Raw genomic sequence first — 13,877 nt, forward strand, 5'->3', positions numbered from 1 at the left:
GGCAGGCCCCTGGGACGAACACGCGACCTCCAACGAGAACACGTTCTAGTCGAAGATAGACCACCAGCGGTGTCCGATTCAGCAGAATCCATCATCGATCCTCCGTGGCCAGATAGACGACGATGGCTTCGACGAGACCGCGGCGCCCCTCGGGCTCATCGGCATAGGTGCTCATCTCGAACTCGGCGCGCAACCCGCGTAGCGCTCCGGGCAGGAAGATCCGAACGCGACGCAGACGTGCTTGGTTCACGGGCAGGCCGATGAAGGCTCCTTCGTAGGAGGCAGTCCACACCCGGTCCCAGTCAGCGATGGCCCCTGCGGTCCGCGGGTACGCCGACTCGAGTTCGGACCGGTCTCCCGGCAGCAGTGTTCGGAGATTGTTGACGGCCCGGGCGCGAGGTGTCCCCAGCAGATTCCAGAACCGGTCGACGATCGCGGCAACGCGATCCGCTGTCGACTCCGGTGAAGCATCGGGCGACGGGGCCGACTTCGAGGGCAGGAGTTCCCACTCGTCCAGGATGAGCGCCAGCACTTCCGCCCAGAGCCCGTCCACATCACCGAACTGATGCTGGACCGTCCCCCATGTCACGCCGGCCTCTCGCGCGATCTGACTCGCACTGGCCGGGTCGGCGGCATCATGAGCAGCGAGACACGTGATCGCCACCTCGAGCAGGTGACGACGTGTTTCCAGCCCGCGCCGATTGAGCCGGGTTCCCTTGGCGCTGATGACCATCGGTGCACAGTAGCGAGTTCCGAGCCACTCCGTGGCGATTGACACATAAAGGCCACTATGACTAAATGGGCACAGCAAACTGTGACCCAGGTCTCATTGTTTGCACAGTGCAAATCTCGCGCGATCCACTGCGGACCGCGCATCAAGGAGCAGGCGTGTGAGCCAGGGAACCGTGGACACCCAGTCCGTCGTCGAGACGTACCGTGAGATCGAACGGTCACTGACCTCACCGGGTGCACCCTTCGAGATGACCTCGACAATCGTGCGTGGCGAGCTGATCCGTACCTATCGACACGCCGAGTCCAGCCTGTACGACGTCTTCGCCGCACTCGGCCGCGACCACGGCGACAACCTGTTGGTCACCGACGGCGAGACCACCCACACATACGCCGAGGTGTTCGCCGATGCCGACCGCCTGGCCGCCGCGCTCGTCCGCGACTACGGCATCACCACCGGCGACCACGTCGGCATAGTGATGAGCAATCAGTACGCCTATCTGGTAACACTTTTCGCGATCCTGCGCGCCGGTGGTGTCGCAGTGCTCTACAACGCACGTAGCTCGACCACCGAACTGACCGCCGCGATGGCGGATGTCCCGTCGACGGTGACCGTGGTCGACCCGCGAAGGGTCGATCTGGTGCGGACGGCTGACCCACGTACCAGGGTCATCGCGACGCAGACCGACGTCGACGACGCGGCCGACCTCCGGAAGATCATCGCTCGTGACCATCAGGACCTCCCTTCCCCGCCGGCGGACCCTGATTCGACGGCGCTGATCCTGTTCACTTCAGGAACGTCGGGCGCCGCGAAAGGTGTTGAGCTCACGCATCGCAACATGTGCAACGTGGTGCTCAACATGCGGTTCGTCGCCGACACCAACATCGCCTTCGCCGCCAACACGTACGGCCTGTCGGTCGACGAGGTGCGTGGCTTCATGCCACAGATCAGCGCGCTGCTGATCTTCCCGCTGTTCCACGTGTCGGGTCTGGCCGCGCTCTCCTCGGCAATGGGTTCAGGCGGCTTCATCGTCACCATGGACCGGTGGGATCCGGACCGGGCCGCGGACCTGATCGAGCGCCATGGCATCACCCTGATGTCCGGTCCTCCCATGGTTGTCAGCGATCTGATGGCAATCGGCGGCGCCGAGGACAAGCTCCGGACCTTGGTGAACGTGGTACCCGGTGGTCAGGCGACGCCACCCAACATCACCGCCCAGATATCCGCGCGCTTACCGCATTCACGCCGAAGTTCCGGATGGGGCATGACCGAGGTGGGCGGGAGTGTCTGTACTGCAGGCGGCGACATCCTCGGCGCCTTCCCGGATACCGCGGGACCGATGAGTCCGACCATGGATGTCCGTGTGATCGACGCCGACGGACGTGAACTTCCCGCGGGTGGTGTCGGCGAGCTGTATCTGCGGGGCGGCCTGATCATGAAGGGATATTTCGGACGCCCTGCCGACACCGATGCCGCGTTCGACGGATCCTGGTTGCGCACCGGCGATATCGGCTACGTCGATGAGCACGGCCTGGTCTACCTGGTGGACCGCAAGAAGGATCTGGTCATCACCCGGGGAGAGAACATCTCGTGCGTGGAGGTCGAATCCGTTCTTGCAGCGTCTGATCGATTCACCGAGGTGGCCGTGTTCGGGGTGCCGGATCCACGGCTGGGCGAACGGCTGATCGCAGCGGTCTGCCCGCGGGCAGAGTATGCAGGCATCAGCAGCGACGAGGTGAAGGCCATCGTCGGCGCGACCCTGAGTTCCCTGAAGATCCCGGACGAGGTGGTCTTCAACACCGAGCCGCTACCCCGCAACGCCACCGGGAAGCTCCTCAAACGGGTTCTGCGGCAGTCATTTCTGGATCACAACCCCCCAGGACAGTGAACCGGGTTCATCGACAGCGCAGCGCAGCCTTCGCGCTGGCCGCCGTCGGCATCGTCTTCCTGGTCGTCCAAGTGTACGGGTACATCGGATGGTTGCTGTCAGATCGGACCCCCCAGCCGCGCGGAGCTGATCCGATCTCGGACGAGGTCCTGGCCAATGTCGCACGCGCCGAGATCATCTTGATCGTTCTGGCGACGGGATGTCTGATCTTTCTCGTCGGCCAGTGGTGGCGGCGACGTAGCCTGACGTGGCCGATCCTGCTGACGTTCGCGTGGTCGGCCGTCTACTGGCAGGATCCGCTCGTCAACGCGGCCGATCACAACTTCACCTACAACGCATACTTCCGCGACAGCGGAGATTGGGTGGCACATCTGCCGTTTGTTCCCGTCTCCGGACCCACGTTGCCGCAACCGTTGTTCGAAGCCCTCGTCTTCTTCGCCCTGCTGCCCATCTTTGGCCTGCTGAGCTACTCGATCCTGCGTGGACTGCGTCGCATCGGAGTCTCCTCACCGGTGTTGCTCGTCCTCGTGGTCTGGCTCCTGTTCGTCGTCCTCGATGCCGCATTCGAGATGGCCGGGATCTCGCAGGGCCTGCTGGTGTGGAATCGGGTCACCGACTCACTCGCGCTTCGGGACGGAACCGTCGACCAGTGGCCGCTGTACGAGGGCGTGATGCTCGGATTCGTCTGGGCGCTACCGGGGATTCTCATGTACTTCCGGGGAGACAACAGGTTCTCCCGCCTCGATCCGGGTATCGACACGTTACGCGGCAGCGTGCCCACCGTGGTCCGGCTCCTGGCACTGGCCGGATTGTTGAACCTGGTGTTCCTGGCCTACAACATCGGCCTCATGCTGCTGTCCGGTTCGACGATCGCTCCGACACCGAGCTGGCTGTCTCCCTGAACCTGACGGTCGGCGTGATCGGCACCCATCTCCGGCGAACCCTTCGGATCAACGTGGCGGCAGTGGTGCGCCGCTCGGATACGCCTGAATCTGCGCGGTGATCGCGTCGGCGACCACGCTCGGGAACTCTTCTGGCACCCAATGACTTCCGTCGGGGATCTCGATGTAGCGATAGGGCCCGCTGACGTGTTGCCCACACCGCTCCGCACCGGCCCGCATGATCGCTATGTCGCCGGAACTCCAGATGAAGGTCGTGGGCACTGTGACATCGGCGATGTGGTGGTCGGCTGAGTCCATCGCGCGGTACCAGTTGAGTGCGGCGGTCATCGCTCCGGGCGCGGTGAGGACCCGCAGGTGTTCGGCCACCGCGTCTGCGGGTACGACGTCGCCGAATCCCAGTCTCAGAGCGACACAGTCGTCGGCGAGCAGCGCCTGCTCCGGTTCGTCCGGCTTCGCGAAGAACTCCATGTACCCCGACCGTTCACGTTGATCGGGGTCGTTCTCCCTGGCCCAGGCGAACGCCGCCGGATGCGGCACCGACACCGCGGTCACCGTCGAGATCCGGTCCGGGTGCGCTGCGGCGACGGCCCACGCGACGATGGCGCCCCAATCATGGCCGGCAAGGTGCACTCGCTCCAGGCCCAACTCGTCGCAGAGACCGACGATGTCGCCGACCAGTTCATGTAGACGGTAGTCGGCGATATCCGTTGGTCGTGCACCCGGCGAATAGCCCCGCTGATCCGGTGCGTATGAGGTGATTCCTGCGGTGGCCAGCAAGTCCGCAACCGTGGACCACGACGCAGATGTCTCCGGGAAGCCGTGGAGCAGGATCACCGGATCGTGGCCCTCTTCTCCACCCGGCCGGGATCGGACATCGAACCCCAACCCTCCGACCGTGACCGTCGAATGGCTCTCGTCGCGTGGCATAGGCCAAGTGTATCGGGGAGCATCACCTGCGCAAGATGTTCGCACAGTGCAAATGCGGGGCGAAAAGCATTGCTACACAACCAATCATCGAATACCACCATTGACATCGAGAATGCGCATGTGAACTAATCGATCATCATGAGGGCAGCAGTGATCGAAGGCGGGAAGTTCACCGTTCGAGAGGTACCCGATCCGCAGCCGGGACCTGACGAATTGATCTTGCGCGTCCACGGCTGCGGGGTGTGCGGTTCCGATCTCAAGACCTATCCACTGTTGCCCGACGGGACGATCATGGGTCACGAGTTCGCCGGAGAAGTTGTCGCGGCCGGACCCGACGTTGCCGGGCTGTGGCCGATCGGCACCCCCGCAGCGGCTCTGCCGGTGATCGGCTGCCGGCGATGCCGCCGTTGCGCGGAAGGCGATCCGGCGCGCTGCGTCACCCCGCAACCTCTCGGCTTGGGTGTCCGTTCCGGCGGATTCGCCGAGTACGTCGCCGTCGCCGCATCTGAGACCGTGGCGCTCGAACCGTCGATCGACCTGCGAACCGGTGCCCTCGTCGAGCCACTCGCGGTCGGTCTGCACGCTTTGAATCGCGGGCACGCCCGCAGCGGCGACAGAGTGCTGGTCATCGGGGCCGGCCCCGTGGGCCTGTCCATCGTGGTCTGGGCTCGACATCGAGGTATCGCCGACATCACTGTGGTCGACCCGGTACCAGGACGTCGAGACAGTGCCACCGCCATGGGTGCCAGCCGTGTCATCGACCCGACGACCACTCCCCTGGGAACCGATTTCGACGTCGTGATCGAGTGCGTCGGCAAGAGCGGCATGGTTGCCGCGTGCGTTGACGCGGTCGCCGCCGGCGGTCACGTCGTCGTCGCGGGAGTGTGCATGACCGAGGACACCTTCATGCCTGTCGGCGCGGTGGTCAAAGACATCACCATGAGTTTCGTCAGCTACTACTCCCGTGACGAATTCGCCGCCGCCGCTGTCGCTTTGGGGAGCGATGAGTTGCGACTCGACGGCTACGTCAGCGCCTTTGCCGCGCTCGACGACCTCCAGGAGGTCGCAGAGGATCTCAGCCATCCCACTGATCAGCAGAAAATCATCATCACGCCCCTACCGAGGAGTACCCCGTGAGCTCATCTCCAGTATCGATCATCATCGGCGGCGCGTCCGGAATCGGGCTGGCCACCGCGCAAGAACTGAGCGGCACCGGCGATCTCGTGGTCATCGCCGACGTGAACGCCGCAGCCGCTGCCGAACGTGCCGGCGAGATCGGCGGTCAGAGCGTGTCAGCAGCCGTCGACGTCACGAGCGAAGAATCCGTGAGCGCACTGTTCGACCACGTCTCCGAGAAGTACGGGAAGCCGCAGTCCGTGGTCAACTGTGCCGGTCTGACCATTCCCGGCGCCATCGCCGATCTGAGTCTCGCGGACTGGAACACGACGATCGCGGTCTGCCAGACCGGCACGTTCCTCACCCTCAAGTACGCCTCCCGGCACATCCTCGACGGTGGTTCGATCGTCACGATCGCTTCACTCAACGGTCGCCAGCCGGCGAAGGGTATGGCGGCGTACTGCGCTGCCAAGGCTGCGGTGCTCATGCTGACCGAGGTCGCGGCCCTCGAACTCGGTGATCGGGGTGTCCGGGTCAATGCCATTTCGCCAGGACTGGTCGATACCCCACTGGTGGCCGGGCTGTCTTTGGTCCCCGGCATGCTCGAGGACTACCACGAGAACACCCCGCTCGGACGCAGCGGAAAACCCGAGGAGATCGCGGCGATGGTCGCATTCCTGCTGTCGGACAAGGCCGCATGGATCACGGGCGCCGCATTCGACGTCAACGGGGACGCCCACACCCGCCGATACCCCGATCTGCTCAAACACCTTGCCGCGATGAGCTGACTTGATCTGCACCGGTTCAGCTCGATTTCGCCGGTAGGGCGAGATGTTCACGCCGCCCGGGGCCCGGTGAACCCGCCCGGGACGGGAAACGGACCGCGATCGCCCAAGGATCGTCACGACGGTGGGCGACAACGGACCCGGTCGTTGGCCTGCTTTCAGCGCCCGCCTCTCCTAGGGTGGGTACAGGCGGGCCATCAGTGGCCTGGCCTGCAGCCGAGCGAAGGGTCAAAGACGATGTCGGAGCAGTACTGGTTGGGCGCGCACGACGGTGTCACGTTTACTCCATCGGGGAACAACCTGGCCTACACCGAGTACAGCGACACCGTCCCGACTGCGATGAGCGATCATTCGCGGACGATGAATCCAGGTGTGTTCGAGATCAAGGGTAAGAACGTTTACCAGATCTTCGGGTACGCGCTGTCGGCAATGACCGTCATCGTCGGCGACGACGGCGTCATCCTGATCGACCCTCCCGAAGACGTCGAAAAGGGCCGACGCATGCGGGTAGAGCTGGAGAAGATCACATCCAAACCGACGGTCGCGATCGTTTACTCCCATTGGCACACCGATCACTACGCAGGCGTCAAAGCCTTTGCCAGCCAGGCCCAGGTCGACGCAGGTGAGGTTCAGATCATCGCCCACCGCGACTTCATGGACAACGTCATCGCCAACTCGATCTCCGGGGACGGAGCCATTCTCACCGCCCGCGCGGACTACTCGCTCGGGACGCTGCTCGAGGTCGGGCCGGAAGGTCGCGTCAACGGCGGCATCGGACCGGACTTCATCATGGAGACAATGTCGTTGCTCGCCCCTACGGTGCACGTTGACGATCGACTCGAGCACACCGTCGCCGGCGTCCGCATGGTGCACTTCTGGGCACCGTCCGAAGCGATCGACGAAATCGTCACCTGGCTCCCCGATCTGGGTATCCTGCAGTCCGCGGAGGTGATCCAGGGTGAATCCTTCCCTAACCTGCACACCATCAGGGGCAGTCGGTATCGCGATCCGCAGGCGTGGTTCCGGTCGATCGACCGGCACCTGCGGCCATTGCCGGCCGAGTTCATGATTCCCTCGCACGGACGGCCCCTGGCCGGCAAGGCCGAGATAGCGAAAGTCCTGCGCGACTACCGGGATGCGATCTCGTATGTCTACGACCAGACCCTGCGCCACATGAACAAGGGGCTGCTGCCCGATGATCTCGTCGACCGGGTCTCCCTGCCCGAAACGCTCGCTCGCAGCGAATGGCTCGGAAACTTCTATGGCGGCGTGCCACATTCGGTCCGTGAGATCTATGTGGGTGAACTCGGATGGTTCGACGGCGACCCGACCACCCTGGCGCCCATCAACGCCACAGAGGCGTCCCGTCGCTACATCGAACTCATCGGTGGCCGCGACAAGGTGGTCGCCGCCGCCGACAAAGCAGCCGCCGCAGGAGATCACCAATGGGCGGCCGAACTGCTACGCCACGTGGTCCGGGTCGATCCCACCGACCAGCCCGCCCGTATCGGCAAGGCCGAAGCACTGCGTGCAATCGGGTACACCACCCCCAACAGCAACTGGCGCACCTGGTACCTGACCGCGGCACGCGAACTCGACGGCACCATCGACTATTCGATGGCCATCAACATCGATGCACCCGACCAAATCGCCGCCTTGCCCGGTGCCGCCATGCTGGAGGGACTGCGGTTCCGCATCGACCCCGCCAAAGCCGCCGACGTCGAACTGGCAGCCGGGTTCCACATCACCGACACCGCAGAGACCGTCGGGCTGATCATCCGCAACGGTGTCGTCGAACCCACCACCGAGATACCGCACGACGCTGTCTTCGTGGCCTCGCTACCCAAGCTGGCCGTGATGGGCATGATCTTCCAAGAACTCTACGAGGGACTGAAGGCCGCCGTCGACGCCAACCACGCAGTCCTGGACAACGGATCGCTCGAAGACGCCGAAAACTTCTTCAGCAACTTCGACCATCACAGCGCAGAAAAGCTCACACTCTCCGCTCAGTGACCGGACAGTGTCCGCCAGTTCGGCCCGGTACGTCGAAAGTGGTGACCGGCAGAGCGTTCAGGCCAGGATCCGGCGTACTGCCGACTCCAATTGATCAGCGACCTCGTCGTAGGAGAAGTGCCCTGTACCCGCTCGCACCATGGCTCCCGTATAGATCAGCTCGATCAGTTCGATGGTCTGGGAGTCACCGGCCGTGCCGACCGCTGCAGCGATCGATTTGTGGATCACCCGGCTTACCTGCGTTCGCAGCTCCACCACATCTGCGTCGTCGCTGAGCAGCGATTTCGTCACCGCCCCGGCGAACTCGGGCTCGTCCGCGACGAGTAAGGCGAGCTGACGCAGTACCGCGACCACGCGGTCGGCAACCTCTGGAGCATCGTTGTCGGGCGGCGAGATACTCGCCAATCGTCGCCAGTAGACCTCCGCGACGAGATGTTCTTTCGAGGAGAAGTAGATGTACGCCGTGGCCCGGGCCATGCCTGCATGTGCGGCGACCATGGGGACTGTCATCTCCGAATAACCCACCTGGCGCAGGACTTCGACCGTGGCGTCGCCGAGCCGGAGGACCGTGTCCGCGCGCTTACCGGTCAGACGCCGGCGGGTCGCTTCAACTGCAGTCGGTTCAGACACGTGTCCAGACACTACGGGAGTGGGTTGGGCCTTGCAATCGGGTCAGACGTGGTGTTGCCAAAGCCATAGTGGCTGCGGACAAGCGGTACGTCGGCCATCGTCGCAGGACCAGGCGGGGCCTCGCACACCGCATCGATGGCGTTGACGATCTGCATGGCCGTGGCGACGCTGGCAGCGTGGACATGGTCGGCGATCGGCGCGTCACGCGTGAAGCTGGCGAGGGAGAAGAAGTGGGTCTGCATCGACGGCTCGCCTTCGATCGTCAGGGTCCATCCATGCTTGGGCCTCGGCCAGTGCGGAGGGTCTTCACCTCCAACAGTCCACAGCGCCTCGATCTCGATGAGTTCGTCGTCGCCTCGACGCCCCACCCATCGCCAGCGTTGGCCCGCGGTGGTCCCGGCTCGCAACAGATGATCGAAGATCTGATGATCTGCAACCGCAGCAACGGCTTCGACATCCGCGGTGACCGTATCGATGCCGGCGTTCAGAGCGTCGGCGAGAAACCACACCTGTTCTACGAACAGAGAGCTGTTGAAGGCGAGGAACTCGCTACCCGTCGGGCTGATCGTCTCAGGAGGCTCGCCAAACGCCATGTTGTCGAACGTGATTCCCGTGCTCTCGTACACCGACCAGTCAGCGCGTTCCTGCAGGGTGATCTTGTCGATGCGTTTGCTCATCCCGGACAGCGCCAGCGGCAGGACGCCGGACAGATTGCCCGGGTTCAGCCCACTCCTGTGCACGCTCGTTCCACCGGTCTCGCACGCTGCGATGACGCGTTCACGATCGGCGATATCGAGACGGTGGGGGTGGAACATGAACGCTGTCGTGCACACATTTTTGCCCGACGCGAGGATCTGGCAGACCTCCGTGACCGACGCGGTACGCGGGGTGTAGATGACGAGGTCCGCCTCCATGGCAAGGATCTCCGCCGACTCACCGGTCGCCACTACGCCCTGGTGGGGTCGGCCGACGAGAGCACCGACATCAACACCGACCTTCTCGTCGGAATACACTCGGGCACCCACGATCTGAAGATCCTCGCGGGTGTCGATGATGGCCTGCAGCGCCTCCGCCCCAACCGCTCCGGTGCCCCATACGATGACGCGCCGTCTGTTCACGGCTCAACGGTACACACGAAACAGACACCTATCCAGACTATGATCCAGGTATACCCGCGAAAGGCCGATCACACTCATGGACATTCAAGAGATCAGCGACAAACTCGAGATCGCCGACGTACTGAGCACCTACGCCCGCGCCGTCGACACCAGAGACTGGACGTTGTGGCGGTCGGTGTTCACCGATGACGCACATGTCGACTACTCATCGGCGCCGTACGGCCGGGCGGGCAGTCGCGACGAGATTGCCGACTGGCTCAGCGCCAACTTCGAGTTCATCACCATGAGTCAGCACTACATCACCAACATCGAGAGCCGGATCGATGGTGACACCGCGAAGGTGCGGGCCATGTTCTACAACCCGATACAGCTGCCCGGCACCGATGGCCTCAGCTTCTGCGGTGGCTGTTACCACCACGACCTTGTTCGGACGGACACCGGTTGGCGCTGTCGCAAACTCGTCGAAGAGAATGTCTGGTTCTTCAACAACCCGCTGGGCGGTACGGCGTCTGCCCACCCAACCGGGTCGTGACGTCGTCGGCGACAGAGCTCACCAGCTGCCCCAGTTCGACGAGATGTGATCCACAGATCGGTTCAGACGCATCGAGGACACACAGTGCGCCAACAGGATTGCCTCCTGCGCCGAAGATCGGGGCGTTGACCGACAGCGGCCGGTAGCGAGCGTGATCGTCGATCGCCCCGACAAGGATGTCGGCACCCAGTCTGCTCTGCTGCCCCTCGGCGAACCGGGAGGTACGCCGAGAACCGTAGGAGTTCGCACCCGTCACGGCAACCGCCCTGTCGTCGAAACCCGACTCGGCCGCCGGGTACTGCTCAACCGCATAATGCCTGTGACGTATCGCGACCAAGATGTCGCGGTACCGCGAATAGTGATCGGCCAACGCCGGATTGCGCCGCAGCCACGCATCGACCACGGTCGCGGACGACCACGCGACCAGCACGGCGCCGAGTGGTGGACTGAATCCGACACGGTCACCGGACCGCAACTGGAGACCGCCTGCGTTGTCAGCGGTCGCCGACTGCACCCTTGCGACGACGAGATCGTCGCCCGAGGGCACCACCACACAGCATCGCTTGCCGGTGGCCTCTGTCAGCGACCTCAATGCTTCTGCGGTGGGCGCCAACTCGGCGATGCCAGCCTCCGCCGCGCTCCCGATCCGGGCCAGGGCGGGACCGAGCTGGTAGGTCTTCGCGCTCGGGTGTTTGACCACCCATCCCACCCTGGTCAACTCGGTGAGCATCGGGTAAAGAGTCGTCTTGTCGATGTCGAGTGCGGCGGCGAGGTCGGTCAGACTCTCGCTGCGTCCGGGCGGCGACGAAAGCCTCTCGATGACATCGACGAGTCGCTCCGTCTGTGGCGACCGCCTGGCGCTCACGAGTCCGACGAGTCGACGACACCGGGTTGCGAGGGCCCCAGGTGTCGGGTCAGAAAATGAATCTGGTGCGCCACAGCACGTTCGAACCAGGCTTGTCCGTGGTAGACACCGAAGTGATCGCACGGGTAGTGGCGCACCTCGGCTCGCGCCTTCACCGCTGCGTTCGCTGCCGATTGCGGTGGGGCACTGCGGTCGAAGTCCGCGATCTGCATCAGCACCGGAGCATTGATGTCGGCGGCGCGACGATCGGCCCGGTACGAGCCGATCTCGGAACCGATGGCCGCGTCGATGGTGTTCTTCCACGTCGGCCCGGCGATCCCCAGGTAGTCGTCCCGGTATCCGGGAAGGGTCAGTGCGCCCATCTCCCCCGGCCCCGCGACGATCGGCATCATCAGCGGTGTACGTCCGACCCGGGTCCGAAGTCGGCTACGGACTCCAAGGCCCGTGGAGCGGGCGATGGAAGCCACCGGAACATTCGCGAACGCCAGGCGGCCTGCGGCCATGCCGTTGACCAACGGGGTCATCGAGACGATCGCAGCCACGTCATCACGACCGGCACCGACCGCCAGGACGTGTCCACCCGACAGGGACACCCCCCACAGGACGATCCTGCCGGCGTCGACCCCGTCGAGCGCCGCCGCGGCCATCACCGCCGCCCGGTAGTCCTCGAGTTGGCCGTCGATCGATACCGACTGACGGACCTCACCACCAGAAGCACCGAAGCCTCGGTAATCGAACGCGAAGACATCCAGACCGACTGCCGCAAGGCGCTCCGCGTACGGCGCGAGGCCAGAATCCTTCGTGCCGCCGAGTCCGTGCGCCATCACGACGATCGGTCGTCCGGCAGGTCCCGCCAGGGCGTCGTTCTCGGCCCGGAAATACCATGCGTCGCAAACAGTTCCACTGCTCGTGAACTGTACCGTCTCGAAGGCGTCGGCCCGGGGGACGTTCACCTGCGCGGTCATGCCGACACCGCCCAGGCCGGTGCACCGAGTTCGGCGGCACGGTCCATGCCCGCCTGCAACTCCGTGGTACGCAGATCGTGCTCGTAGATGAAGTAGTCGACCTGCTGGGTGTGCCGGGGCCGATCCAGCATGTGGCCGGTGTACTTCTGCTGATCGGAGATGATCACCTGCTCCATCACCTCCTCCGACGGCAGCCGATACCTGCCCGCGGCATATGCGCCGAGAAGTCTGGATTGGCATTCGACGAACGGGAACAGCGTGGGCGTCGACTGCGCGAACCCGATGAACACCAGATCGTCGATGCCGGGCTTGAACATCCGCTTGTAGAGCGGGATGTGATTATCCGGTGCACTGATGAAGTCTTCGTCGAAGAACGGGAAGGTGATGTTGTACCCCGTCGCGTAGATGATCACGTCGAAGTCGCCACTCGTGCCGTCGTCGAAATGAACTCGACGACCATCGAGTCGCGCGACGTTGGGTTTGGGGGTCACATCACCGGACCCCAGTCGCAGTGGGAGTTCCACCGACTGGGTCGGATGTGCCTCGAAGAACTTGTGATTCGGAGTGGGCAGACCGAAGTTCTCCGGCCGTCCGGCCGAAAGCGGCTGACCCCACTGCGCGATCTTGCGCTGCCACGACAGGGGCACATATGGACTGGTCTTGTAGTACTTGTCCGCTGGTCGTCCGGCGATGTACTTCGGGACGATCCACGCCCCTGACCTGGTCGAGAGGGTCACCTCGTTGCCGGTCGACTTCGAGGAGAGTTCGACCGCGATGTCGGCGGCACTGTTGCCGATCCCGATGATCAGGATTCGCGTGTCGGACAACGACAACGGATCCTTCGGATCGATGTACTCGTGGGCGTGGATGGACTCCCCGATGAACGTCCCCGGAAAGACCGGTGTGCGCGGATCCCAATGATGACCGTTACCGACGACGAGGAGGTCGACATGGCGTTCTTCGTCTTGTTGCGTCTGCAACTCCCAGCCACCTGATTCCAGGCGGCGGGCATGCGTCACTCCGTTCTCGAACTCGATGTTCTTCTTGAGGTCGAAGGCATCCGCATAGTCTTCGAGATACGACTTGATCTGGGTGTGATGCGGGAAGTCCGGATAGCTCTGGGGCATCGGGTAGTCCTTGAAGGACAGCCGGTGTTTCGACGTGTCGATGTGCAGCGACCGGTACGCGCTGCTGTAACCGTTGGGGTTGCCGAACGCCCAGTTGCCCCCGATCCTGTCGGACAACTCGAAGCACGTGTACGGAATATCGTAGTCGCCGAGCATCTTTCCTGCGGTCAACCCGCTGATGCCGGCGCCGATGACGGCTGTGGTCGGTCCGGGCATTGCAGCTCCTCGTGCCAGAGTAGACAGAAAATAGAACTTGTTCACTCGCAGAGTACACAGATC

The 13,877-nt window shown here is 63.8% G+C and carries 13 protein-coding genes; 6 read left to right on the forward strand and 7 right to left on the reverse strand.

The genetic code is table 11. The features are described from left to right. Positions 1-91 precede the first annotated feature (91 nt). Complete coding sequence (locus BFL43_RS16400) at positions 92-733, reverse strand: TetR family transcriptional regulator (RefSeq protein WP_084893576.1); 642 nt, start codon at positions 731-733, stop codon at positions 92-94. A 157-nt stretch (positions 734-890) separates the two neighbouring features. Here BFL43_RS16400 and BFL43_RS16405 point away from each other — a divergent pair, with 157 nt between their 5' ends. Then, positions 891-2,618: a class I adenylate-forming enzyme family protein gene (locus BFL43_RS16405; protein ID WP_240498306.1), complete on the forward strand. Its 1,728-nt coding sequence runs from the start codon at positions 891-893 to the stop codon at positions 2,616-2,618. After that, positions 2,615-3,520 carry a spirocyclase AveC family protein gene (locus BFL43_RS16410; RefSeq protein WP_168176660.1) on the forward strand — a complete coding sequence of 302 codons (906 nt, stop codon included), beginning with the start codon at positions 2,615-2,617 and terminating at the stop codon, positions 3,518-3,520. The genes BFL43_RS16405 and BFL43_RS16410 overlap by 4 nt, the downstream gene beginning before the upstream one ends. Before the next feature lie 48 nt (positions 3,521-3,568). Here the strand turns inward: BFL43_RS16410 and BFL43_RS16415 are convergent, their stop codons facing one another. Further along, positions 3,569-4,447: an alpha/beta hydrolase gene (locus tag BFL43_RS16415; RefSeq protein ID WP_084893578.1), complete on the reverse strand. Its 879-nt coding sequence runs from the start codon at positions 4,445-4,447 to the stop codon at positions 3,569-3,571. Between the two features lie 138 nt (positions 4,448-4,585). On the opposite strand from BFL43_RS16415, the gene BFL43_RS16420 reads away from it, so the two are divergent. The 3 genes from BFL43_RS16420 (at position 4,586) to BFL43_RS16430 (ending at position 8,361) form a co-directional block, all read left to right on the forward strand. Continuing rightward, positions 4,586-5,584: an alcohol dehydrogenase catalytic domain-containing protein gene (locus BFL43_RS16420; protein WP_084893579.1), complete on the forward strand. Its 999-nt coding sequence runs from the start codon at positions 4,586-4,588 to the stop codon at positions 5,582-5,584. Further along, entirely contained in the window at positions 5,581-6,351 is a 771-nt protein-coding gene (locus BFL43_RS16425) for an SDR family oxidoreductase (protein WP_240498307.1), read from the forward strand. Before BFL43_RS16420 ends, BFL43_RS16425 begins: the two co-directional genes overlap by 4 nt. Positions 6,352-6,585: 234 nt before the next feature. Further along, the gene (locus tag BFL43_RS16430) at positions 6,586-8,361 is read left to right on the forward strand and encodes an alkyl sulfatase dimerization domain-containing protein (protein WP_084893580.1); all 1,776 of its coding nucleotides are present in this window, start codon (positions 6,586-6,588) and stop codon (positions 8,359-8,361) included. A 57-nt stretch (positions 8,362-8,418) separates the two neighbouring features. On the opposite strand, the gene BFL43_RS16435 is transcribed toward BFL43_RS16430, so the two are convergent. Both BFL43_RS16435 and BFL43_RS16440 read right to left on the reverse strand, forming a co-directional pair. Beyond that, positions 8,419-8,991, reverse strand: coding sequence for a TetR/AcrR family transcriptional regulator (locus BFL43_RS16435; RefSeq protein WP_084893685.1), 573 nt, complete (start codon positions 8,989-8,991; stop codon positions 8,419-8,421). A gap of 11 nt (positions 8,992-9,002) precedes the next feature. Continuing rightward, the gene (locus BFL43_RS16440) at positions 9,003-10,109 is read right to left on the reverse strand and encodes a dihydrodipicolinate reductase (protein WP_084893581.1); all 1,107 of its coding nucleotides are present in this window, start codon (positions 10,107-10,109) and stop codon (positions 9,003-9,005) included. 76 nt (positions 10,110-10,185) lie between these two features. On the opposite strand from BFL43_RS16440, the gene BFL43_RS16445 reads away from it, so the two are divergent. Next, positions 10,186-10,641, forward strand: coding sequence for a nuclear transport factor 2 family protein (locus BFL43_RS16445; protein ID WP_084893582.1), 456 nt, complete (start codon positions 10,186-10,188; stop codon positions 10,639-10,641). On the opposite strand, the gene BFL43_RS16450 is transcribed toward BFL43_RS16445, so the two are convergent. Genes BFL43_RS16450 through BFL43_RS16460 form a run of 3 tightly spaced genes read right to left on the reverse strand, consistent with a single transcriptional unit; the run spans position 10,592 to position 13,814 of the window. After that, complete coding sequence (locus BFL43_RS16450; RefSeq protein WP_168176661.1) at positions 10,592-11,506, reverse strand: helix-turn-helix domain-containing protein; 915 nt, start codon at positions 11,504-11,506, stop codon at positions 10,592-10,594. The two genes, BFL43_RS16445 and BFL43_RS16450, sit on opposite strands and share 50 nt — an antisense overlap. Further along, entirely contained in the window at positions 11,503-12,471 is a 969-nt protein-coding gene (locus BFL43_RS16455; RefSeq protein WP_084893584.1) for an alpha/beta hydrolase, read from the reverse strand. Before BFL43_RS16455 ends, BFL43_RS16450 begins: the two co-directional genes overlap by 4 nt. Continuing rightward, positions 12,468-13,814 carry an NAD(P)-binding domain-containing protein gene (locus BFL43_RS16460; RefSeq protein WP_084893585.1) on the reverse strand — a complete coding sequence of 449 codons (1,347 nt, stop codon included), beginning with the start codon at positions 13,812-13,814 and terminating at the stop codon, positions 12,468-12,470. The genes BFL43_RS16455 and BFL43_RS16460 overlap by 4 nt, the downstream gene beginning before the upstream one ends. Positions 13,815-13,877: the final 63 nt, after the last annotated feature.

Source organism: Williamsia sp. 1135 (genome assembly GCF_002095395.1).
Classification (GTDB): Bacteria; Actinomycetota; Actinomycetes; order Mycobacteriales; family Mycobacteriaceae; genus Williamsia.

Excerpts from the sequence above, each read along its gene's own strand:
- BFL43_RS16460 (WP_084893585.1), bottom strand. The coding sequence starts at position 13,814 with ATGCCCGGACCGACCACAGCCGTCATCGGCGCCGGCATCAGCGGGTTG.
- BFL43_RS16420 (WP_084893579.1), top strand. The coding sequence starts at position 4,586 with ATGAGGGCAGCAGTGATCGAAGGCGGGAAGTTCACCGTTCGAGAGGTA.
- BFL43_RS16445 (WP_084893582.1), top strand. The coding sequence starts at position 10,186 with ATGGACATTCAAGAGATCAGCGACAAACTCGAGATCGCCGACGTACTG.
- BFL43_RS16400 (WP_084893576.1), bottom strand. The coding sequence starts at position 733 with ATGGTCATCAGCGCCAAGGGAACCCGGCTCAATCGGCGCGGGCTGGAA.
- BFL43_RS16430 (WP_084893580.1), top strand. The coding sequence starts at position 6,586 with ATGTCGGAGCAGTACTGGTTGGGCGCGCACGACGGTGTCACGTTTACT.
- BFL43_RS16455 (WP_084893584.1), bottom strand. The coding sequence starts at position 12,471 with ATGACCGCGCAGGTGAACGTCCCCCGGGCCGACGCCTTCGAGACGGTA.
- BFL43_RS16415 (WP_084893578.1), bottom strand. The coding sequence starts at position 4,447 with ATGCCACGCGACGAGAGCCATTCGACGGTCACGGTCGGAGGGTTGGGG.